Source organism: Bradyrhizobium sp. 521_C7_N1_3, from assembly GCF_052075975.1.
GTDB classification, from domain to species: domain Bacteria; phylum Pseudomonadota; class Alphaproteobacteria; order Rhizobiales; family Xanthobacteraceae; genus Bradyrhizobium; species Bradyrhizobium japonicum.
In genome coordinates, this window is the sequence record NZ_CP197232.1 from 4,318,648 (window position 1) to 4,338,699 (window position 20,052).

A 20,052-nucleotide genomic window follows, 5' to 3' on the forward strand; every position below is an offset into this window, starting at 1 on the left:
GAGCGCCGCATCCCCCGTGCTCCAGAACATTGGCTTCGAAGTCCTATTGCTGGACCAAGAATGCCCCGGCTCCTCGCCTCGGTCTTTCCACGCCGCGCGCTTCTATCCGGATTGCACGGCATCGCGGCCACCCCACGACTTGAGCCACTGCGATCATGGGTTTGGCGCGCCCCTTGCGGAGCCATCAACTGGCGGCGAGCGAGCCCGAAGACGGAGACGCCAATTCGGCCAGCAATTCGCTGGCCGCTTTCAGGACGGGCGTATCGAACCCCTCGGTGAATCGTCCATAGACGGGCGCGAGCACGTCTTGCGCTTCTCCGCGTCGGCCCCGCCGCTGCAATAGCCCTGCAAGACCGATTGCCGTGCGCAACTCAAAACCGAGCGCCCCCTGATGTCGGGCCAGGTCAAGTGACTGCGCCAGGCTCCGCTCCGCCTCCAGGAAGTCGGGATTGTCCTTGCGGATCAGCACTTCCGCCCTTGCCCGCAACATGTCCGGCATCTCCACCATGAAGTTGCGACGCCGACCCCGGGCAATCGCCTGATCGAGGATGTCGAGTGCTTCATCTCCACGACCTGTCGCCGCGAGAGCTTCCGCGAGCGGCACGTAAAGTCCGGCCGCCGCGCCGTAGCGCTGGCTCTGCAGCTTCTTGACGGAGCCGTTCAGCATCGCCAGTCCGACATCACTCTCGCCGCGGGCCAACAGCGCAATGCCTTTCATGGCGTCGCCGACCGTCTGGAGGGTGGCGAGATTGTGCTTGCGGGTCTCCACGAGGAGCCTGTCAATGTGCTCCTCGCACACCCCCACATCCCCGTTCCATAGGAAAACACCGAATGCCCAGGGCAGCGCTATGCACAATATGGTCGGATGGTTGAGGGCGATCACATCGGAGATGGCTTGGCGCGCCGTCGCCGTGGCCTGATCGGGATGTCCCTCGAGCCACAAGATGCGGGCGAGGGTGATTTGAGGACGCCTCGGGTAATCGGATGTCAGGCCGCCACGAGAGTCGCCTTCCAGGCCCGGATGGGACAGCGCCGCTTCGACGTACGAGCGGGACGCGGCAACCTCGCCCAGATAGTGGCACGACGTGCCGAGCAACATGCGCATGCGCGCCACCCCGACGGAATCGCTGCTGGCGAGGGCAATCGCTTCGCCGCGCTTTGCGGTGGCCAGCGCATCGTCAAAATTGCCGACCAGCAATTGGAGCAGATGCAGTCGGCCAATCAGACGGATTTGGCCGGCGACATCGCCAATTGTCTCGGCCAGCCGGACCGCTCTGTCGAGATAGCCGATGCCCAATTCGTCGATTTGTCCCGTCAGCATCCGCGCCGACGCCAGTGCGGCATGAAGTGCGAGGTCGTGCCTGACACCTCCGCCCGTCTCATGAAGCGCTTCGATTGCGCGCGTGACCCAGAGCTGGCATTCGGTGAAGAGTGACAGCTTGAAGAAGAGGGGGATTGCTGCGGCGGCGAGGCCGACGCCGGTTCTACGGTCGCCTCGATCCGAGAAGCACCACGCCAGCGCGCCGCGTATGTCGCCGAATTGATCGGCCAACGACGACAGGCCTTCATTCGGCTCGTCGGCCCTCTTTTCGAGCAATTCCCGAAAGTAGGACGCGTGGCGTAGCGGCACGATTTCGGCGTCGGTGCTGGCGGCGAGCTTCTCCTGCGCGTAGGCCCGCGTCGCGTCCGCGAGCCTGTAGCGGGTCGATCGCGAGCCCTGGTTCAGGGCAAGCATCGACTTGGCCACGAGGTTGTCGAGCGCAGCCATGGTCGTGTCGTCGCTAGTGGGATCGCTGCCGGCGATTGCTCGGGCGGCATCGGCGGTGAAGCTGCCGACGAACACGGATAGCTGGCTGAGAACCACCTGTTCGGGCCCGGATAGAAGATCGTAGCTCCACTCGATGGTTGCGCGAAGCGTCCGATGCCGGGGCAGCGCCGTGCGTCGTCCTTCCCACAGCAGATTGAAGTGCTTGTCGAGGAGTTGGACCATGGCCTTGACGCCGTAGGCGGTCACATGGCCGGCGGTGAGCTCGATCGCGAGCGGGATGCCGTTGAGCCGACAGCAGAGGTTGCCGACGTCCGACGCGTTCGCATCCGTCAATCCGAACCCGCCTCCAGCTGCGGCCGCGCGCTCCACGAAGAGCTTTATGGAGGGGTAGGCAATCGCGCTCTCGGCCGTCAGAACGGCATTTTCCGGCGGGCTTGTCAGAGGCGAGAGGCGATATGTGTGCTCGCCTTCGACCCGCAGCAGCTCCCGGCTCGTGGCCATGATGTGCAGCTGCGGTGCCTCTTGGTAGAGCCGTTCGGCCAGCGCCGCCGCGGCGTCGACGACATGCTCGCAGCAATCCAGAATGAGCAGCATCCGCCGGTCGCGCAGGAATGCCACAAGGTTGTTTGAGGGATCGTCCGATCGCGCCCGCAGCCCGAGCGAAGATGCTGCAATGGCCGGTACCAGAGCGGCATCGCGGGTCTCGCCGAGACTGACGAAGTGAACCTGGCCGGCGAATTCGGCGAGAAGGGCGTGGCCCGCGGAAACAGCGACCGTCGTCTTGCCGATGCCGCCCGGGCCGACGACCGTGATGAAACGCTGGGCCTTGAGCCTTTCCGATATATCCTGGATGGTTTGCTCGCGGCCCACCATCTGCCAGGGATGTGCCGGCAGGTTGTGCGCGCGAACAGGCTTGGTCGGTGCAGGTTGATTTTGCGCCGGGATCGCGGCCGAACCGACGAAACAATAACCCTGTCCCGAGACCGTGCTCAGATATTTGGCGCCGGCATTGCCGTCCCCGAGCGCCTTGCGGAGTGCTGCGATATGGACGCGCAGGCTGTTGTCATCGACGCTGGAGTCAGGCCATGTCCTGGCTATCAGATCGCCCTTGCTGACGACTTCGCCCGCATGCCGGATCAGTGTCAGCAGAAGGTCAAATGCGCGAGCCGACAGTTGGACCGGATCGCCATCTTTCTCGATCCGTCTCCGCGAGGCGTCCAGACGAAATGACCCAAAGACGAAAATCTCTTGAGCGGAGCTCTCCTGAAGAGAGGGTCCGGTCGTGGCTGTTGTGGCGTTGCTCTGCCAGCGGTGGACCATTTGGAAATATCAAATCCGACGACCGACTCGTCGCACTCTATGACTTGAACTCGGGCCGAAACGTGTGACCGCGGTGGCAACTTCAAACGTAACATCCGGCACTATCGCGGTAAAGGATCACCGACGGATGTCGCCGATCACTTTCGTCTGGAGGGCAGGGAGCTCCGGGGAGAGCCGTGATTTTTCAGGAAACGACCGTCGATTGTGGAAATCTCCGCCGATGGATGATCTCATCGGATCAACACCGGCTTGAGAAGATCCTCCAGGCCGATCCGGCGGAACAGTTCCGTGCGGGCCCGGTCGGCGACGGCGTCGACGGCTGCCGCCCCATCGTCATCCGGGCCGAAATGAACTTTCAGCGGACGTTGTCCAAACGGCATGTTCACGACATTCGCAACTGTGCTTGCGACATCTTGTGGGGCCGTGTCCTTCGGCGAAAGCTGCGCGAGTCCTGCAAGCGCGATTTCACTCACGTCGGCGGTCGGACCATCCGCGTATTCTTCCGCCCGAACAGTATCCTGCGGCCGGCCGGAGCGGACATAGTGGCCGGGTCCGAGAGCGCCGGGAACGATGATGGTCGTCTCGACGCCCCAACGTGCGAGTTCGCCGGCGTAACTGAGCGCCAATGAATCAAGGGCGGCTTCCGTTGAAGCACAGGCGCCGAGGAACGGAACCGAGCTGCCCCGCGCGCTGCTTGATGTGATCCATATCAGCAAGCCCTGACCCTGCTTGCGCAATTGTGGCAATGCCGCGCGATTGACGCGCTGTGCGATCAGGACGTTGGTATCGTAGAGCTCGGCAAGCTGCTCCGGCGTGAAGGCTTCTGCGGGTCCGTAAACGACTTGCCGGGCATTGTGCACGACCACGTCGAGGCGGCTGCTTTCGGCGATGATGGTCTCAACGGCCGAGGTCACTGAGGATTCCGAAGAGACGTCGAACTCGATCGTGCGGAGATCGGGGCCGGACTGGCCGGGATTTGATCCAGCCTCCTCGATCCCTTGCGCAATAGGGCCACTCATTTCCCGGCTTGAAACGTAGACCGTGTGGCCTGCCTGCATCAGTTGCCGGCAGGTGGTTCGTCCGATGCTGTTTGCCGCACCCGTGACGATGATCACTTTGCTCATTCGATTCCCAATCGCATTCCAGCCTCTGCGGCGCTGGCGGCCCCGTCGCGACACGGTCCATCGTTCGGGAGTCGACCGCCGCCATCGTGCGAAGCGCTTCTGGAATAGGGCGGGGCGCAGGGTGGGTCTTTTCGGGCATCACGATCGATTGTCAAATCGCACGAAAAATTTCGAGAATGCCCGAAGCCGGATCCGGGTCCGGCGAACGCGGAAGACAGCTCAGGCGTGCCTTCGCGAAATTGGCGGTGGGTTCGAAAAGATCGGGCCCTGGCCGCCGGCTACAAGGAAGCTGCGTCGCTCAAGAGCGTCGCGCGCACCCGATCGCCAGGCGGTCTGCGCATCGCAAAGGAGACCGGATGAATCAAGGCAAGCTACCACGTTCGGGGCTTGGGTCCCTCGTCCTGATTGCGGCCGTGGTCGGCGGCGGCGTGGCTGCCTTCGCATACACTGCGGGATGGCTCTCGCCGGGGCGTCTGACGCCGGAACGGATGATCGCTGCGCTTACGCCTCCGAGCGGCCCGCCGCTCGGGCATCGGCGAAATCATGCCAAGGGAATCTGCTTCACCGGGACATTCGAGGCGAATGGAAACGGTGCGGAGCTCTCGAAGGCCAGAGTCTTCGAGCGAGGCGCGTATCCGGCGCTGGGCCGCTTCAATCTTGGCACAGCCGACCCGCACGCCGTGGATGCGACTGTGCGCGTGCGCGGTTTGGGATTGCAGATCGCAGCGGCGGACGGCGAAGAGTGGCGGATGGCGCTGATCAACCCGCCGGTTTTTGCGGTGTCGACGCCGCAGGCGTTTCACGAGCTGCTGATTGCATCCGGCAAGAAGGATCCAGAGGCGATGAAGAGTTTCATCCAGGCAAATCCGGAATTTGCCGCCTTCGCAGCCTGGGCCAAGACAGCGCCCTGGACCACGAGCTATGCCGAGGATTTCTACAACGGCCTCAACAGTTTCATCTTCACGGACGCGAAGGGCGGCGAGCGGGCGGTGCGATGGTCGCTGGTGCCGATGGCGAAGGGCGTGCCGGTCTCGCAAGCCGATCTGGAAAAACGCGGCCCGGATTTTCTCGAGCAGGAGATCGTGGAGCGGGTCCGCACGGCCGGCCCGCAACGCTGGACCATGGTCACGACCGTCGCCGATCCCGGTGATCCGACCGCGGACCCGAGCAAGGCCTGGCCGGAGAACCGTCGCAAGGTTGAGGTCGGAACGCTGATCGTGCAGCGGATCGAGCCGGAGCGCGATGGACCATGCCGCGACATCAATTTCGATCCGACGGTCCTGCCGCAGGGAATCCGGGTGTCGGACGATCCGTTCCCGGCTGCACGCTCATCGGTCTACCGCAAATCCTACGATCTGCGTGCGGCCGAAGCCAGGGACTATCCGCGAACCGAGGCCGCCAAGCCATGACCAGCGCTCCTCATCGTTTTGCCCCGATCCAGCGCGTTCTACACTGGCTGATGGCGGTCTGCATCCTCGCCATGCTGTTCATTGGTGTCGGCATGGTCTCCACCGTCGCGCCGAAATATCTGCCGCTCATCCTGGTCCACAAGACGATCGGAGTCATCCTGCTGGTCCTCGTACTGATCAGGCTGGCGTTGCGACTGTACTACGGTGCGCCGCCATTGCCGGCCGATCTTTCGAGACCCATGAAGTTGGGAGCAAGATTGTCGCATCAGCTCTTGTATGCCCTAATGATCGTCATGCCGTTGCTCGGCCTCGGCATGCTTTGGGCTGCGGCCTATCCGGTCGTCCTGTATGGCGGGATCCGAATTCCCCCGCTGCTGCCGCAGAGCGATCTGATGCACACGCTGCTCTGGAATGCCCACGTCTATCTGGGTTTCGCGTTCTTTGCCCTCGTGCTGCTGCATCTGGCGGCGGGGCTGTTCCACGCATTGATCCGTCGCGATGGCGTATTCGCATCGATGTCGCTTCTGCCGCTGCGGGACAGGGTGACCCAAACGAAATGAACCTGCTACGCGCCGGCGGGCGCCCCTCGCAGGCGTGCGATCCAAAAAGGACCTTTCTCGCTGGAAAGATTCCTCGCGCACCGAGCAGTAGATGTTTCCAACCTCCAACAAGGATGCCGACCATGACCAAAGCAGACCTCCAAAGCCCGACGGATCTCGGAGCGAATGCGAACCGGGACGTTCCAGCCGCGCTGAGAGCGCTGCTTGCCGACGTTTTCGCGCTCTACCTGAAGACCAAGAATTTCCACTGGCACGTGTCGGGCAGCCACTTTCGCGACTACCACCTTATGCTCGACGAGCAGGCCGACCAGATCTTCGCCATGACTGACGACATCGCCGAACGCGCACGCAAGATCGGCGGCACGACGCTACGCTCGATCGGCCATATCTCGCGCGAGCAGCGCATTCTCGACAATGACGCCGACTATGTCGACCCGCAGGATATGCTCGCCGAGCTGCGCAGCGACAACCAGCAGCTGACGCGGGAAATGCGCCGGGTCCACGAGCTCTGCGACGAATACGGCGATGTCGCCACCGCGAGCGTCCTGGAAAACTGGATCGACGAAACGGAACGTCGCATCTGGTTCCTCTATGAGACCGGCCGAAGCGGCCAGAATTCGTAAGCGCAAAGCACGCGGTTGAGCCGGGAGGCGGGTGAAGGATGAGCAGCCTCTCGGAACTCCTGCCGGATGGCGGCGTCAAGGCGGAGCGCCTGCTACTGCGTGAGCTCGCGCACCGGATCGACGACGAGCTCGCCTCGGCCATTGATTTGGTGGCGCAGGCGGCCGATCGTTGCGACGGCATCGAAGCGAGGGCGACCCTCGTTTCCGTGCAGGATCGGCTGGAAGGTCATGCGCAACTTCACCATGCGCTGCAAATGCCGCAGTTCACCACCACCGTCGATCTGGCGGCCTATCTTCAGCAATTGTGCCGCTCGATCAGCCGCTCGAGCCTCGAAGCCAAGGGTATTGCGCTCTCACTGCTGCTGCATCCGCTGCAGATGAGCTCCGAGCGCTGCTGGCTGCTGGGAATGATCGTCTTCGAACTGATCACCGGTGCGGTGCGCCACGTGTCCCACTGCGGGGTAGGCGCCATTCGTCTCGAAGTATGGCTCACGGCGACGTCGGTTGCGTGCAGCGTCATGGACAACGGCTCGTCTGACGAAAGTCGGTACCGGGAAGAGGACCGCTCCATCGTCGAGACGCTTGCGGCGCGTCTGCACGGGACCGTCGACGTCCGCGGCGGCCCCGACGGGTTCAGGACCGTCGTGACCATCCCGCGCTAGTCGCGAACCTCGCGCAACGATCCGTATCGTGCAGATCAAATAATATCGCTGCGTCCTCGAAAGATGAGTTGGGACAGATCTCGATACGCTTGCCCTATTCACGATCTGCGGATCGGTCGTGCGAACAAGGGTCAAGCCATGACGGACATGTCGAACTCGAAGGCCTCGCTCGGATGGGCCATCCACGCCATCACCGGAAAATGGGGTTGGTTCGTTGCGCTAGGTGTCGGCGAACTGATCCTCGGCGGTGTTGCATCTGCCAATCTGATGGCGGCGACCCTCGCGTCCGTACTGGTCATCGGGGCCACCATGGCGGTCGCCGGCATTTTCCAGATCGTGCAAGCATTTTCAGTGCGCGGCTTGCGGGGATTCCTGCTTTGGCTACTGGCCGGGATCGTCTATGCGGCCGCCGGAGCCATCATACTCTACGATCCGATCCTGGCTTCGTTCACGCTGTCTCTCGCAGTGTGTGCCTTCCTGGTCGTAGCCGGGGTGATAAGGATCTGGGCCGGGTTCCATATCCGGCCAGCCGCGGGCTGGCGTTGGATCGTGGCTGCGGGCGTCCTGACCTTCTGCGTCGGTGTCATGCTGGTTGCGGCTTGGCCCGCCATCGGCTTGTGGCTGCTCGGTGTGATGCTGGTCGTCGACTTGATCTTCCAGGGTTGGGGATTCATCGCATTCGGGATCGCGCTCAAGAGCCGCGCGTCCCGCCATTCGCCCCAGCCGGCGACGGTGTGAGTCATGGCGAAAGGCTCGACATTCACCCGGCATTGGGAGATTGCCTGGCGCGGCGGTCAGACGAAGTCGACCTCGCGGCTGGTTGCCGAGGAGACCGCGATCGCGCTCACCTATAACGGCTCGACCCATGCGGTGATGATGGGCACGCCGGGAGATCTGGAGGATTTCGGCATCGGCTTCAGCATCACCGAGGCCATCGTCGAACGCGCGAGCGAGATCAGCAGCATCGAGCTGATCTCGAACGACCTTGGCGTCGAGGTTCGGATGTGGCTCGATGGCGACCGCGCGGCGTCCCTGGCTGCACGGCGCCGAACCATCAGCGGCCCCGTTGGCTGCGGGCTATGCGGCATCGAAAGCCTCGAACAGGCGCGCCGCGCGCCGGCGCGGGTGAAGGGCCGGGGCATCGTTTTTCACGCGCGCGACCTGCTGGGCGCCATGCAAGCCCTTTCTCCGCACCAAGTCCTGAATCAGCAAACGCGGGCTGTCCACGCGGCGGCCTTCTGGCATCCGCGGGCCGGCATCGGCCTGGTCAGAGAGGACGTCGGCCGGCACAATGCGCTCGACAAGCTCGCCGGCGCGATCATACGCGAGGGGAGATCGGCGTGCGATGGCGCGGTGCTGCTGACGAGCCGCGTTTCGGTCGAGATGGTGCAGAAAGCGGCGATGCTCGGCGCACCTGTCATCGTGGCCGTATCCGCACCCACCGCACTCGCGATCAAGACCGCGGATGAAGCGGGGATCACGCTGCTCGCGATCGCGCGCGATGATGGATACGGCGTATTCACGCACCCGCGTCGCGTTCTGCTGCCGGATGAGGCCGCAACGCACGCCGGCTGCTGACCTCGCGGGCCGGCGCACATGGCGATGCAAGCCGTATCTCCGGAACCGGTCGCCGAGACCGGAAGCGTCGTCCATGCTCCGGAGCGATCGGCCCTCGTGGCGTCTCTTCTGAGCATGACGGGCGGCTTTCTCGACGCCTTTACATGGCTCTCGCTCGGCGGCGTGTTTGCAAGCTCGCAAACCGGCAATGTCATCTTCCTCGGCATCGACGCCATGTCCGGGCAATGGCGGCAGGCAACCCATCACCTTCTTCCGCTTGCCGCCTTTCTGCTCGGCGCATCGCTGGCAATCCGCCTCAAGGCGCCGCTGCTCTGCCTCGCCGGAGAGATCGTCTGCCTGGTCGCAGTGATGCTGTTGTTTCATCGGATTCCGGACATGATCACGATCCTCGGAATCTCCTTCGGCGCAGCGCTGCAGTCGGCCAGCTTCAGACAGGTCGAACGCTGGAAATATCTCTCCGTCACCGTCACCGGCAACATGCTCCGTGCCCTCGATCAATCAGTTGCGTCCGATCGCGATGCGGCGCGCGGCACTGTGATCATGCTTCTGGTCTGCCTGATGTTCCTGTCGGGGGCCGCCATCGGGGCCTGTGTGACGAAATGGCTGCACGCCTGGAGCCTAGTCCTGCCGATCGCATCGTCGGTGTGCGTTCTTTGGCTCTGCCGGCCACAGCTACGAAGCTGAACCGTTGATCCGCGTCCCACGACTTCGTTCGTTGACGGTGCGGAGCGCGCACCATGCCATTCGACAAAAGGACGTTCATTCAAGGAAGCGTGCGCGTCATGCGGTGCGTACAGTTTCCGACAGCGCCGAGATGGCCTTCCGACGTCAATTACCAAGAGGCAAGGATGAACCACCTTCGCAAAGAGACGGACAGCCTGGGTGAAGTGGACGTTGCCGCGGACAAACTCTGGGGGGCGCAGACGCAACGTTCGCTCGAGCATTTCAGCATCGGCAAGGACCTGATGCCGCGCGAAATGATCCAGTCCTACGCGATCCTGAAGAAGGCGGCCGCGAACGCCAATTGCGGCGGCGGCCGTCTCGACGGCAAGCTCCACAAGCTGATCGCGCATGTCTGCGACGAGATCCTCTCCGGCCAGCATCAGGAGATGTTTCCGCTTCACGTCTGGATGACCGGCAGTGGAACTCAGTTCAACATGAATGTGAACGAGGTGATCTCGAACCGATGCTGCCAGCTTGCGGGCACGCCGCTCGGGAGCAAGCACCCGGTTCACCCGAACGATCACGTCAATATGTCGCAATCGTCAAACGACAGCTTTCCCTCGGCCATGTACATCGCAGCCGCGATGAACGTAACCCAGCGGCTCGTTCCCGCGGTCGAGGCGTTGCACGACGCAATCGCGGCAAAATCGAGCCAGTGGGACGACGTCGTCAAGATCGGCCGAACCCACATGCAGGACGCGACCCCCCTGACGCTCGGGCAGGAATGGTCCGGCTACGCCGGCATGCTCGCCGACGATCTGGCGCGCATCGACGACGCGCTCAAGGGTGTCTTCCGGCTCGCCCTTGGCGGCACGGCCGTCGGTACCGGCATCAATGCCGCGCCGGGCTTCGCCGAGGCTGTCGCCGCGGAAATCGCGCGGCTGACCGGGCTGCCCTTCGTCAGCGCACCGAACAAGTTTGCCGTCCAGGGGGCGCATGACGCGCTGGTGCAGCTATCCGGCACGCTCCGCACGCTCGCGGGGTCGCTCTACAAGATCGCGAACGACATCCGTCTGATGTCCTGCGGCCCGCGCGCGGGCTTTGCCGAATTGCTGATCCCCGAGAACGAGCCGGGCTCGTCGATCATGCCGGGCAAGGTCAACCCGACGCAGGCCGAAGCGCTGACGATGATCGCCGTGCAGGTAATGGCGAACGACGTCGCCGTCGGGTTCGGCGGAGCCGGCGGCTATCTGGAAATGAACGTCTACAAGCCGCTGATCATCCAAAACATCGCGCAGTCCGTCACCATCCTGACCGATGGTTGCACCAACTTCCGTACCTTCCTCGTCGAGGGCACCGAGCCGAACCACAGGAAGATCAAGGAGTATGTCGAGAGGTCGCTGATGCTCGTGACGGCGCTGGCGCCCGTGATCGGCTACGACAAGGCGTCGCGGATCGCGCACTATGCGATGGATAACGATCTCACGCTGAAGTCGGCGGCGCTCAAGCTCGGTTTCGTGACCGAGCCGGAGTTCGACCGCATCGTGGATCCCGCCAAGATGGTCAAGCCCTATGTGGCCGAGATCAAGGTGCCGCTCGCAATCGGCGCGAAGGCCGGCTGAAGGGGCGGCGGCAATGATCCGTTGCGTCAGACTCTGGACGGGGGCGGATGGCAAGTCGCACTTCGAGGATGGCGCCGTCGAACTCGCGCGCGGGGCGAGGGGCGATGCGCTCAGCGCAAAGCTTCGGATCGCTGCCGCCTCGTTCCACGAAACGGATGCCGATCCGAAACTCGGCTGGCATCCGGACGCGGCGCGCCAGCTCGTGATGTCCCTGAGCGGGACGCTACGGTTCCAAACGGCGGACGGAAGCTTTACGTTGCGCCCGGGCGATGTCCTGTTCACGGAAGATACCAGCGGGACGGGCCACAATTGGACCATGACCGACGCGGCGCCGTGGCGCCGCCTCTACACGGTTTTCGAGCCGGACGCCGAGGTGCCGTTCCGGTCCGTACCGCGCCGCGCAGGCGACGCATCCGCAATGCAAGGAGAGATCCGATGATCCGCTGTGTGCGCCTTTGGACCGGAGAGGACAACAACTCGCATTTCGAGGAAGGCTTCCTCGAGCTGGAGCCCGGGCAGCGCGGCGACTTCCTGACAGGAAAGATCGATGCCGCCAGCGTCTCCTTTCAGGAAACGGAATCGGGCGGTGCGTTCGCCTGGCACACCGCGCCGATCCGGCAACTGGTGATCACGCTGAGCGGAACGCTCGATTTCCAGACGCGTGACGGCCACCACTTCCTGCTCCACCCCGGCAACGTCCTGCTGGCCGAAGACACTGCCGGTTCGGGGCATAGCTGGAAATTGACCGACGATTCGTCCTGGCGCCGTGCCTACGTGATCCTGCGGCCGGGAGCGGACGTACCGTTCCGCGCCAAGACGCGGCAATCGGCCCGGGCCTGATCGAACCATCCAAAGCAACAACACCCGACGAAGGAAAAAGCCATGTCAGCAGCTTCCGACCGCGAGACCGATGTCGTCCTCATTGGCGCCGGCATCATGAGCGCGACCCTCGGCGTCTTTCTCAAGGAGCTCGAGCCCTCCCTGTCGATCCAGATGCATGAGATTCTCGGGGATTGCGCGCAGGAAAGCTCCGACTCCTGGAATAATGCCGGCACCGGCCACGCGGCGAACTGCGAGATGAACTACACGCCGCAGCGGCCCGACGGCAGCATCGACATCTCCAAGGCGCTCCAGGTCAACGTGGAGTTCGATCTGTCCCGGCAGTTCTGGTCCTACCTGATCGGGCGCGGAGCGATCGAGGATCCGCGGGCGTTCATCCATCCGGTGCCGCATATGAGCTTCGTGCACGGCGCGGAGAACGTCGAATTTCTCCGGAAGCGGTTCAAGGCGATGTCGGCCCATCATTGCTATGAGGGGATGGAGCATACCGAGGATCCCAGCAAGATTGCTGAATGGGCGCCGCTGGTGATGGACGGACGAGGTGGCGACGAGCCGGTTGCCGCAACGCGGATCGTCACCGGCACCGACGTCGACTACGGCTCGTTGACGCATCTGCTGGTCAAGCATCTGGTCAGCCAGCCGGGCTGCGCGGTCCACTACAACAGCTGCGTCACCGGTCTTGACCGGGAGCAGGGCGGCCGGTGGCGCGTCGAAGTGCGGGACACCGCGAGCGGCGAAACGCGGTCGGTCCGCGCAAAGTTCGTCTTCATCGGTGCCGGCGGCGGTGCGCTGCCGCTGCTGGAGAAATCCGGCATCCCGGAGGGGCGCGGCTATGGCGGCTTCCCGGTCAGCGGGATCTGGCTGCGCTGCGACGATCCCGAGATCAACAAGCGTCACCATGCCAAGGTCTACGGCAAGGCCGCAGTCGGCTCCCCGCCGATGTCGGTGCCGCATCTCGATACGCGGGTGATCGGTGGCCAGCACTCGTTGCTGTTCGGTCCCTATGCCGGCTTCTCGAGCAAATTCCTCAAGCACGGCTCGCTGCTGGATCTCTTCGAGTCCATTCGTCCCGCCAACGTCGAGCCGCTGCTTTCGGTGGCGCGCGACAATTTCGATCTCACCGAATACCTGGTCGGGCAGGTGCTGCAATCCGAGGGACACCGGCTCGCCGCGCTCGACGAATATTTCCCGAAGGCCGACCCGAAGGACTGGAGGCTGCAGGTCGCGGGCCAGCGCGTCCAGATCATCAAGCCGGACGTCACGCGTGGCGGTTTGCTCGAGTTCGGGACCGAGCTCGTCGGCGCGGATGACCATTCGCTGGTGGCCCTGCTCGGTGCTTCACCGGGAGCTTCTACGGCCGCGTTCATCGCCATCAGCGTGCTGGAGAAGTGCTTCGCCGGGGAGCTGACGGCAAGCGCCTGGCTGCCCAAGCTGAAGCAGATCATTCCGTCCTATGGCGTGTCGCTGATCGACGATGCCGATTTCTGTCGCCAGATTCGTGCAGCGACCGCCGCGGTCCTCAAGGTCGACAACATTCCGCAGCCGGCCGCACGCGCGCCGGCGGCCGCGAAGCGGGCGTGAACCAACGGGAGAATGTCCGATGGACCCGACGGCGCTCCTTCTGTCGCGGCTGCAATTCGCCTTCACCATCTCGTTCCACATCATCTTCCCGGCGTTCACGATCGGGCTTGCCGCCTGGCTCACCGTGCTCGAAGCGATGCACCAGTACAGTGGCAAGCCCGTCTACCGGACCTTGTTCGCGTTCTGGCTGAAGATCTTCGGTGTGGCGTTCGGCATGGGCGTCGTGTCGGGCGTGGTGATGGCGTTTCAGTTCGGAACGAACTGGAGCGTGCTCTCGAAGATGTCGGGCCCGATCCAGGGCCCGCTGCTCTCCTACGAGACGTTCACCGCCTTCATGCTGGAGGCGGGCTTTTTCGGCATCCTCATCTTCGGTCGCCCCCGGGTGCCGCCGTGGTTCTACCTGTTCTCGACGGCGATGGTCGCGCTCGGGACGACGCTTTCGGCGTTCTGGATCATGGTCAACAACAGCTGGATGCAGGTGCCGACCGGCTACGTCCTGCAGAACGACCAGTTCGTGCCTGATGACTGGACGCAGATCATCTTCAATCGCGTGGTCTGGGTCCGGTTTCCGCATATGCTGCTCGCGTCCTACCTGACCGGCGCGTTCTGCGTGGCGGCAACCGGCGCGTGGTATCTGCTGCGGCGGACCTATCGTCCCGAAGCCCATGTCATGCTGCGGATGGGCCTTGCGCTTGCGGCGGTGCTGCTGCCGGTCCAGCTCTTCATCGGGCATCTCGTCGGCGACTATGTCCACGATTACCAGCCGGCCAAGTTCGCCGCGATCGAGGCGCGCTGGCATGACGAGCAACCGGCCTCCGAGGTGCTGATCGCGATCCCGGATTCAAGCACCGAATCGAACAGATACGCGATATCGATTCCGGTGCTCGGGAGCATCATCGGCAGCATGAGCCTGACGTCGAAGGAGGTCGGCCTCACCAGCTTCGCGCCGCAGGACCGGCCGCCGGTGCTGATCCCGTTCTTTGCCTTCCGCATCATGGTCGGCTGCGGCTTCGTGATGCTGGGACTGGCCTGGCTCGGGACCTGGCTCGGCCTCAAGCATCGGCTCGATCGGAACCGCCTGCTGCTGTGGGGTATCTTCCTCAGCTTCCCGCTGCCGTGGGTCGCGATCCTTACCGGCTGGTACACCGCGGAAGTGGGGCGCCAGCCATGGACGGTCTATGGTGTGTTGCGGACTGCGGACGCCGTGACGCCGTTCCTGACCGCGTCGGCTGCGATGACCTCCTTGATACTGTTCTTCGCGGTCTACGCCTTCATCTTCTCGTTCGGGACGTATTACATCTATCGGCTGCTACGTGCCGGCCCGGCGGGACTCGGCGGCAGGCCGCTCCACGTTCCCGTCCCCAATCGGCCGATGTCGCTCGCCGATCAGGTGCCGGCCGCACGCAGCTATCTCGGGGCGGGAGAATAGCCATGGTGATGTACTGGGTTGCCCTTCTTGCCATCAGTATCCTGATCTATCTCCTTCTCGACGGTTTCGATCTCGGCGTCGGCATGCTGTTCGGGGCGGCCGGGGGCGAGCCGCAACGGGATGCGATGCTGAGCACGGTCGCTCCGGTCTGGGACGGCAATGAAACCTGGCTGATCGTCACGGGCGTGATCATGTGGGGCTCGTTTCCCGTGGTCTACGCCATGGTGATGTCGGCCTTCTATATCCCTGTTCTCGTGATGCTGCTCGGATTGATCCTGCGCGGCGTGGCGTTCGAGTTTCGCGGCAAGGCGCTCAGTTCGCGCTGGGTCTGGGACGTCAGCTTCGTCGTGGGCTCGTTTGCCGCCAGCTTCATGCAGGGCGCGATGGTCGGCGCTCTGGTCGAAGGACTCCAGTTCTCCAACGGCGATTATACCGGCGGAACGCTCGGCTGGCTGACCGCCTTTTCCGCGCTGTGCGGGATCGGGCTCTGCTTCGGCTATTCGCTGCTCGGCGCCTGCTGGCTGGTGCGGAAGTGCGAAGGTCCCGTTCGGGATGCCGCACGTCGTCAGATCCCGCCGCTGGCGATCGGTGTCCTGGTCTTCCTGGTCATCGTCTTTGCGTATGCGCTTGTCGAACATCTTCCGATTCTGCAACGCTGGACCGACCGGCCCTATCTGTTCGTGTTTCCCGTGATCGGCGCGGGTGCGGCCGCGGTGCTGGCCAAGAGCATCCTGCGCCATGACGACTATTGGCCGTTCCATATGGTTGCCCTGATCTTCGTCGCGGCTTTCGCCACGCTTGCCCTGTCGTTCTGGCCCTACATGATTCCGTTCGTCGTCACGATCGACGAGGCCGCGGCGCCTCATGCAAGTCTCGCATTCATGTTCTGGGGCGCCGGCCTGTTCGTATTCCCGCTGATGCTGCTCTATGTGGCGATCGGCTATCGCGTCTTCCGCGGCAAGGCGGCCCCTGCTGCCGATCACTACTGACGGCTGCACGCTCGAAGTTGCCGTGAGCTGTCACGGATAAAAAGAAAGGCGCCGGTTTCGGCGCCTTTCTCGTTCAGAACTCTTGCGAGGTTGGTTCAGGATTTTGGCATGACGCCGGGGCTGTTGTCCGGCCATTGGGCGATCAGCTTCTCGTCGATGTTGAGATGCTGGGCGACCAGCGCGGGTGGCGTGTGCGTCAGCCAGTAGGAGAGCGACACCTCTTCGTAGCGGGGCGCGCGAAACACGCCGACGAACTGCAATTCGGTGTCGCCGACGTTCTCGACATAGTGGCCGAGATTGCGCCGGACATAGCCGATGTCGCCTGCCGCGAAGTCCGTCGTCAGCGCATTGGGGCCGGTGTCGAATACCGTCATCCGCGCCTTGCCCTTGATATAGTACTGCCATTCATCGGCATTCGGATGCCAGTGCATTTCCCTGATAGCTCCCGGCGGCATCGACACCAGCGCCGCAGCGACGGTGGTGGCAACCTTGAAGGTGGTGCTGTCGGCGACGCGGATGCTGCCGGCGGAGCTTTCCTTCACCGGCGCCGAACTGCCGAGCGAATAGACGAACGGATAGGGCGGCGCTTCGGCATGTTTGGCGACGGCTGCGCGATCGGCGGCGAGATCTCCGGGCACCGTCCCCTGGAAGATCCAGCGGTTGTGCAGCGGGATCTTGGCGAAGGCTTCGGCCGGAACACCGAAGTTCTTCGCCAGCACCTCGGGCGGCGTGTGGGCGAACCAGTCGGTTACCAGGAGCGTGTTGAATTCATCGGCGTAGCCGTCGTCGAAACAGATCACGAACTCGCAACCATCGGGGCCCAGGCCCTGCAGCGAATGCGGCGCGCCCGACGGAAAATACCAGAGGTCGCCGGCTTTGAGGTCGCCGACATAGGGGCGCCCCTGCGTGTCGAGCACGGTGACGCGGCAGGAGCCGTAGGTCAGGATCGCCCATTCGGCCGCCTGGTGCCAATGCAACTCGCGGATGCCGCCGGCGGCCAGCCGCATGTTCACGCCGGAGATCTCTTTCGAGATGGCGAAATCCTTGACCGTGACCTGACGGGCCCAGCCGCCATTCTGGATGCGCCTCGGCGCGTTGTTGAACGAGGCCCAATCCGTCGGCAGGCCGCCGACGTCCGTCGTGGGCGGGGTTTGGGCTGAGGGGAAGTGCTTGGCAAGGTCCGGATCTTGAGGACCGGGATCGGACAGGCTTCCGGGGCTCTTGGCGTTCACGGCGCCTTGCGGCGGCTCGTCCGGATTGCCGAAGGTTGCGGCCTGCGCGCTGGAGCCGACCATGGCGGCGCCTGCCGCGGACATAGCCAGCAAATCACGTCTTGAGAACATCTTGGGTCGCTCCTGAAAAATGTCGAAAGCCCTCCGTAGCGACGGGGCTCCAACTCACAAACCTAGTTTCCGGGCGCCGTTTCAGCTTCCGTGAACGCGCTCTTTTTGCCGGAATGCACTGGCTGCTGCGGCCGGCTCCGAACATGTGCAATTGCGAAATTCGGCTTCGTTTTGAAAAGACGGCTCTGCCCGCGCGATCCTTAACTGGCCCGGAGAATTGCCCTACCGCGAGATATCGAGATGACCACGAAATCGGTTCGTCCCTACCGTGAACCCGCCGGCGGCTGGGGCGCGCTCAAGGCGCTCAGCGAGGCGCTTCTGGTGCAGCGCGCGCCGCTGAAGGGCGCAGCGACGCTCAGCAGGATGAATCAGCCGGAGGGCTTTGATTGCCCCGGCTGCGCCTGGCCCGATCCGAAGCACACCTCGTCATTCGAATTCTGCGAGAACGGCGGCAAGGCGATCGCCTGGGAGACGACATCGAAGCGCTGCACGCCCGAATTCTTTGCCGAGCACACCGTCACGGAGCTCGCGAGTTGGAGCGATTACGATCTCGAAATGGTCGGTCGGCTCGCCCATCCGATGGCCTATGACGCCGCGTCCGACCGCTATCTCCCGGTGCAGTGGGGCGATGCATTCGCCATGATCGGCCGCGAGCTGAATGCGCTGCCGGATCCGAACATGGCGGACTTCTATACGTCCGGACGAACCTCGAACGAAGCCGCCTTCCTCTATCAGCTGTTCGTGCGCGAGTACGGCACCAACAACTTTCCCGACTGCTCGAACATGTGCCACGAGGCGACCAGCGTCGGCCTGCCGGAATCGCTCGGCGTCGGCAAGGGCACCGTGCTGCTGGAGGATTTCGACAAGGCCGATTGCATCTTCATCTTCGGCCAGAATCCGGGCACCAACAGCCCGCGGATGATGACCAGCCTCCGCAACGCGGCCCGCCGAGGGGCCTCGATCATCTCGTTCAATCCGTTCCGCGAGCGGGCGCTGGAGCGCTTCCAGGCGCCGCAGAGCCCGGTTGAGATGATGACGCTGTCGTCGACGACGATCAGCTCGAAGCTTTTCCAGGTTCGTGTCGGTGGCGACGTCGCCGTCCTCAAGGGGATCATGAAGATCCTCGTCGAAACGGACGAGGCCGCCCGTGCGACCGAGCAGCCGGAGATCCTGGATTGGGATTTCATTCGCGGGCACACCGCCGGCATCGAAGCGCTGATCGACGATCTCAAGCAAACGCAATGGCCCGACATCGAACGCCAGTCCGGCCTGACGCGCGAGGACCTGGAATATGCCGCCGGCGCCTATATGAAGGCGGAGCGCGCCATCCTTGTCTACGGCATGGGCATTACCCAGCACCAGCGTGGTGCGCACAACGTGCAGCAGATCGCCAATCTTGCGCTCTTGCGCGGCAATGTGGGACGCGACGGCGCCGGCGTTTGTCCGGTTCGCGGTCATTCCAACGTGCAGGGCGACCGAACCGTGGGGATCACGGAGATCCCAAAGGTGGATTTCCTCGAGCGCCTCGAGCACCGCTTCGGCTTCAAGCCGCCGAGCGCGCCGGGACACAACGTCGTGACGGCATTGGAGGCAATGATCCGCGGCGAAGTTAAGGTCTTTTTCGCGATGGGGGGCAACTTTGCCGCGGCCATACCCGACTGGCAGGCGACGCAGGCCGCGCTGCGCAAGCTCGATCTGACCGTCCACGTCTCCACGAAGCTCAACCGCAGCCATCTGATCCATGGCCGCGCCGCCCTGATCCTGCCGTGCCTCGGGCGAACCGAGATCGACATTCAGGAAACGGGGCCGCAGTCGATTACGGTCGAGGATTCGATGTCGATGGTCCACGCCTCCGGCGGTCGCAACAAGCCGGCATCCGAGCATCTTCTCAGCGAGGTCGCGATCATCGCAGGCCTCGCCAAGGCGACGCTCGGGGAGCGCACGGTGGTCGATTGGGACGGCTTTGTCGGCGACTACGATCGTATCCGGGATGCGATCGAGGCCGTCTTCCCTATCTTCGAAAATTACAATGCCCGTATCCGCATTCCCGGCGGCTTCCATCTGACCTCGACCGCGCGGGAGCGGATCTGGGCAACGCCGTCCGGCAAGGCCAACTTCCTGGTGTTTGAGGGATGCGGCGAGGACCCGCCGCAGGCCGATCCGGATTTCCTGTGGCTCAGCACGATACGCAGCCACGACCAGTACAACACGACGCTCTACTCGCTGTCGGACCGCTATCGCGGCGTCTTCGGCCAGCGCGACGTGGTCTTCCTCAACGAATATGAACTGAAGAAGCGCGGGCTCGCGGATGGTGATCGCGTCGACCTGATCACGGAGTCGACTGATGGCGCCGAGCGGATCGTGCGCGACTTCCGCGTGGTGGCGTATTCGTTTCCGACCGGCTGCTGTGCCGCGTACTATCCGGAGACCAATCCGCTGGTGCCGCTCTATGCCCGCGATCCCCTCAGCTTCACGCCGTCATTCAAGGGCATCCCGATCCGCCTGGTGCGCTCGGCCGCTCCGGCGCAATAGAGCGGGCGG

Annotated in this window: 17 protein-coding genes; 14 read left to right on the plus strand and 3 right to left on the minus strand. The window is 63.6% G+C overall.

The features are described 5' to 3' along the window. Window positions 1-184: 184 nt before the first annotated feature. Together AB7008_RS19705 and AB7008_RS19710 are read right to left on the minus strand one after the other, a co-directional pair. Complete coding sequence (locus tag AB7008_RS19705; protein ID WP_441259342.1) at window positions 185-3,088, minus strand: ATP-binding protein; 2,904 nt, start codon at window positions 3,086-3,088, stop codon at window positions 185-187. A gap of 230 nt (window positions 3,089-3,318) precedes the next feature. Beyond that, entirely contained in the window at window positions 3,319-4,212 is an 894-nt protein-coding gene (locus AB7008_RS19710) for an SDR family NAD(P)-dependent oxidoreductase (protein ID WP_441259343.1), read from the minus strand. 356 nt (window positions 4,213-4,568) lie between these two features. Between AB7008_RS19710 and AB7008_RS19715 the strand changes: the two genes are divergently transcribed. The 13 genes from AB7008_RS19715 (at window position 4,569) to cydB (ending at window position 16,168) form a co-directional block, all read left to right on the plus strand. Beyond that, the gene (locus tag AB7008_RS19715) at window positions 4,569-5,621 is read left to right on the plus strand and encodes a catalase family peroxidase (RefSeq protein ID WP_441259344.1); all 1,053 of its coding nucleotides are present in this window, start codon (window positions 4,569-4,571) and stop codon (window positions 5,619-5,621) included. Further along, entirely contained in the window at window positions 5,618-6,181 is a 564-nt protein-coding gene (locus AB7008_RS19720; RefSeq protein ID WP_441259345.1) for a cytochrome b, read from the plus strand. Before AB7008_RS19715 ends, AB7008_RS19720 begins: the two co-directional genes overlap by 4 nt. Before the next feature lie 122 nt (window positions 6,182-6,303). Further along, window positions 6,304-6,804: a Dps family protein gene (locus AB7008_RS19725; protein ID WP_014496358.1), complete on the plus strand. Its 501-nt coding sequence runs from the start codon at window positions 6,304-6,306 to the stop codon at window positions 6,802-6,804. A gap of 38 nt (window positions 6,805-6,842) precedes the next feature. After that, window positions 6,843-7,466, plus strand: coding sequence for a histidine kinase dimerization/phosphoacceptor domain -containing protein (locus AB7008_RS19730; protein WP_441259346.1), 624 nt, complete (start codon window positions 6,843-6,845; stop codon window positions 7,464-7,466). A gap of 138 nt (window positions 7,467-7,604) precedes the next feature. Continuing rightward, window positions 7,605-8,204: an HdeD family acid-resistance protein gene (locus AB7008_RS19735; protein WP_441259347.1), complete on the plus strand. Its 600-nt coding sequence runs from the start codon at window positions 7,605-7,607 to the stop codon at window positions 8,202-8,204. Between the two features lie 3 nt (window positions 8,205-8,207). Beyond that, the gene (gene fdhD / locus AB7008_RS19740; RefSeq protein ID WP_441259348.1) at window positions 8,208-9,044 is read left to right on the plus strand and encodes a formate dehydrogenase accessory sulfurtransferase FdhD; all 837 of its coding nucleotides are present in this window, start codon (window positions 8,208-8,210) and stop codon (window positions 9,042-9,044) included. Between the two features lie 18 nt (window positions 9,045-9,062). Further along, window positions 9,063-9,728: a YoaK family protein gene (locus AB7008_RS19745; protein WP_304493696.1), complete on the plus strand. Its 666-nt coding sequence runs from the start codon at window positions 9,063-9,065 to the stop codon at window positions 9,726-9,728. A 164-nt stretch (window positions 9,729-9,892) separates the two neighbouring features. Then, complete coding sequence (gene fumC / locus AB7008_RS19750) at window positions 9,893-11,329, plus strand: class II fumarate hydratase (RefSeq protein ID WP_441259349.1); 1,437 nt, start codon at window positions 9,893-9,895, stop codon at window positions 11,327-11,329. A 13-nt stretch (window positions 11,330-11,342) separates the two neighbouring features. After that, window positions 11,343-11,768 carry a hypothetical protein gene (locus AB7008_RS19755; protein ID WP_441259350.1) on the plus strand — a complete coding sequence of 142 codons (426 nt, stop codon included), beginning with the start codon at window positions 11,343-11,345 and terminating at the stop codon, window positions 11,766-11,768. Next, on the plus strand, window positions 11,765-12,169 hold the full coding sequence (locus AB7008_RS19760) for a hypothetical protein (protein WP_441259351.1): 405 nt from the start codon (window positions 11,765-11,767) through the stop codon (window positions 12,167-12,169). Before AB7008_RS19755 ends, AB7008_RS19760 begins: the two co-directional genes overlap by 4 nt. A 42-nt stretch (window positions 12,170-12,211) precedes the next feature. Next, window positions 12,212-13,750, plus strand: a complete 1,539-nt coding sequence (mqo, locus tag AB7008_RS19765) for a malate dehydrogenase (quinone) (RefSeq protein ID WP_441259352.1) — start codon at window positions 12,212-12,214, stop codon at window positions 13,748-13,750. A gap of 19 nt (window positions 13,751-13,769) precedes the next feature. Further along, entirely contained in the window at window positions 13,770-15,179 is a 1,410-nt protein-coding gene (locus tag AB7008_RS19770; RefSeq protein WP_441259353.1) for a cytochrome ubiquinol oxidase subunit I, read from the plus strand. Window positions 15,180-15,181: 2 nt separating this feature from the next. Next, window positions 15,182-16,168 (plus strand): cytochrome d ubiquinol oxidase subunit II, encoded by a 987-nt coding sequence (cydB, locus tag AB7008_RS19775; RefSeq protein ID WP_248882434.1) that lies wholly within the window; start codon window positions 15,182-15,184, stop codon window positions 16,166-16,168. Window positions 16,169-16,263: 95 nt separating this feature from the next. On the opposite strand, the gene AB7008_RS19780 is transcribed toward cydB, so the two are convergent. After that, window positions 16,264-17,511 (minus strand): oxalate decarboxylase family bicupin, encoded by a 1,248-nt coding sequence (locus AB7008_RS19780; RefSeq protein WP_441259354.1) that lies wholly within the window; start codon window positions 17,509-17,511, stop codon window positions 16,264-16,266. Between the two features lie 240 nt (window positions 17,512-17,751). Between AB7008_RS19780 and AB7008_RS19785 the strand changes: the two genes are divergently transcribed. Beyond that, the gene (locus AB7008_RS19785; protein ID WP_441259355.1) at window positions 17,752-20,043 is read left to right on the plus strand and encodes an FdhF/YdeP family oxidoreductase; all 2,292 of its coding nucleotides are present in this window, start codon (window positions 17,752-17,754) and stop codon (window positions 20,041-20,043) included. The last annotated feature ends 9 nt before the right edge of the window (window positions 20,044-20,052 follow it).

Coding starts and splice junctions, on each gene's coding strand:
- AB7008_RS19730 (WP_441259346.1), top strand. CDS start 6,843: ATGAGCAGCCTCTCGGAACTCCTGCCGGATGGCGGCGTCAAGGCGGAG.
- AB7008_RS19720 (WP_441259345.1), top strand. CDS start 5,618: ATGACCAGCGCTCCTCATCGTTTTGCCCCGATCCAGCGCGTTCTACAC.
- AB7008_RS19780 (WP_441259354.1), bottom strand. CDS start 17,511: ATGTTCTCAAGACGTGATTTGCTGGCTATGTCCGCGGCAGGCGCCGCC.
- AB7008_RS19770 (WP_441259353.1), top strand. CDS start 13,770: ATGGACCCGACGGCGCTCCTTCTGTCGCGGCTGCAATTCGCCTTCACC.
- AB7008_RS19735 (WP_441259347.1), top strand. CDS start 7,605: ATGACGGACATGTCGAACTCGAAGGCCTCGCTCGGATGGGCCATCCAC.
- AB7008_RS19745 (WP_304493696.1), top strand. CDS start 9,063: ATGGCGATGCAAGCCGTATCTCCGGAACCGGTCGCCGAGACCGGAAGC.
- AB7008_RS19760 (WP_441259351.1), top strand. CDS start 11,765: ATGATCCGCTGTGTGCGCCTTTGGACCGGAGAGGACAACAACTCGCAT.
- AB7008_RS19715 (WP_441259344.1), top strand. CDS start 4,569: ATGAATCAAGGCAAGCTACCACGTTCGGGGCTTGGGTCCCTCGTCCTG.
- mqo (WP_441259352.1), top strand. CDS start 12,212: ATGTCAGCAGCTTCCGACCGCGAGACCGATGTCGTCCTCATTGGCGCC.
- fdhD (WP_441259348.1), top strand. CDS start 8,208: ATGGCGAAAGGCTCGACATTCACCCGGCATTGGGAGATTGCCTGGCGC.
- AB7008_RS19785 (WP_441259355.1), top strand. CDS start 17,752: ATGACCACGAAATCGGTTCGTCCCTACCGTGAACCCGCCGGCGGCTGG.
- fumC (WP_441259349.1), top strand. CDS start 9,893: ATGAACCACCTTCGCAAAGAGACGGACAGCCTGGGTGAAGTGGACGTT.
- AB7008_RS19725 (WP_014496358.1), top strand. CDS start 6,304: ATGACCAAAGCAGACCTCCAAAGCCCGACGGATCTCGGAGCGAATGCG.
- AB7008_RS19710 (WP_441259343.1), bottom strand. CDS start 4,212: ATGAGCAAAGTGATCATCGTCACGGGTGCGGCAAACAGCATCGGACGA.
- AB7008_RS19755 (WP_441259350.1), top strand. CDS start 11,343: ATGATCCGTTGCGTCAGACTCTGGACGGGGGCGGATGGCAAGTCGCAC.
- AB7008_RS19705 (WP_441259342.1), bottom strand. CDS start 3,088: ATGGTCCACCGCTGGCAGAGCAACGCCACAACAGCCACGACCGGACCC.
- cydB (WP_248882434.1), top strand. CDS start 15,182: ATGGTGATGTACTGGGTTGCCCTTCTTGCCATCAGTATCCTGATCTAT.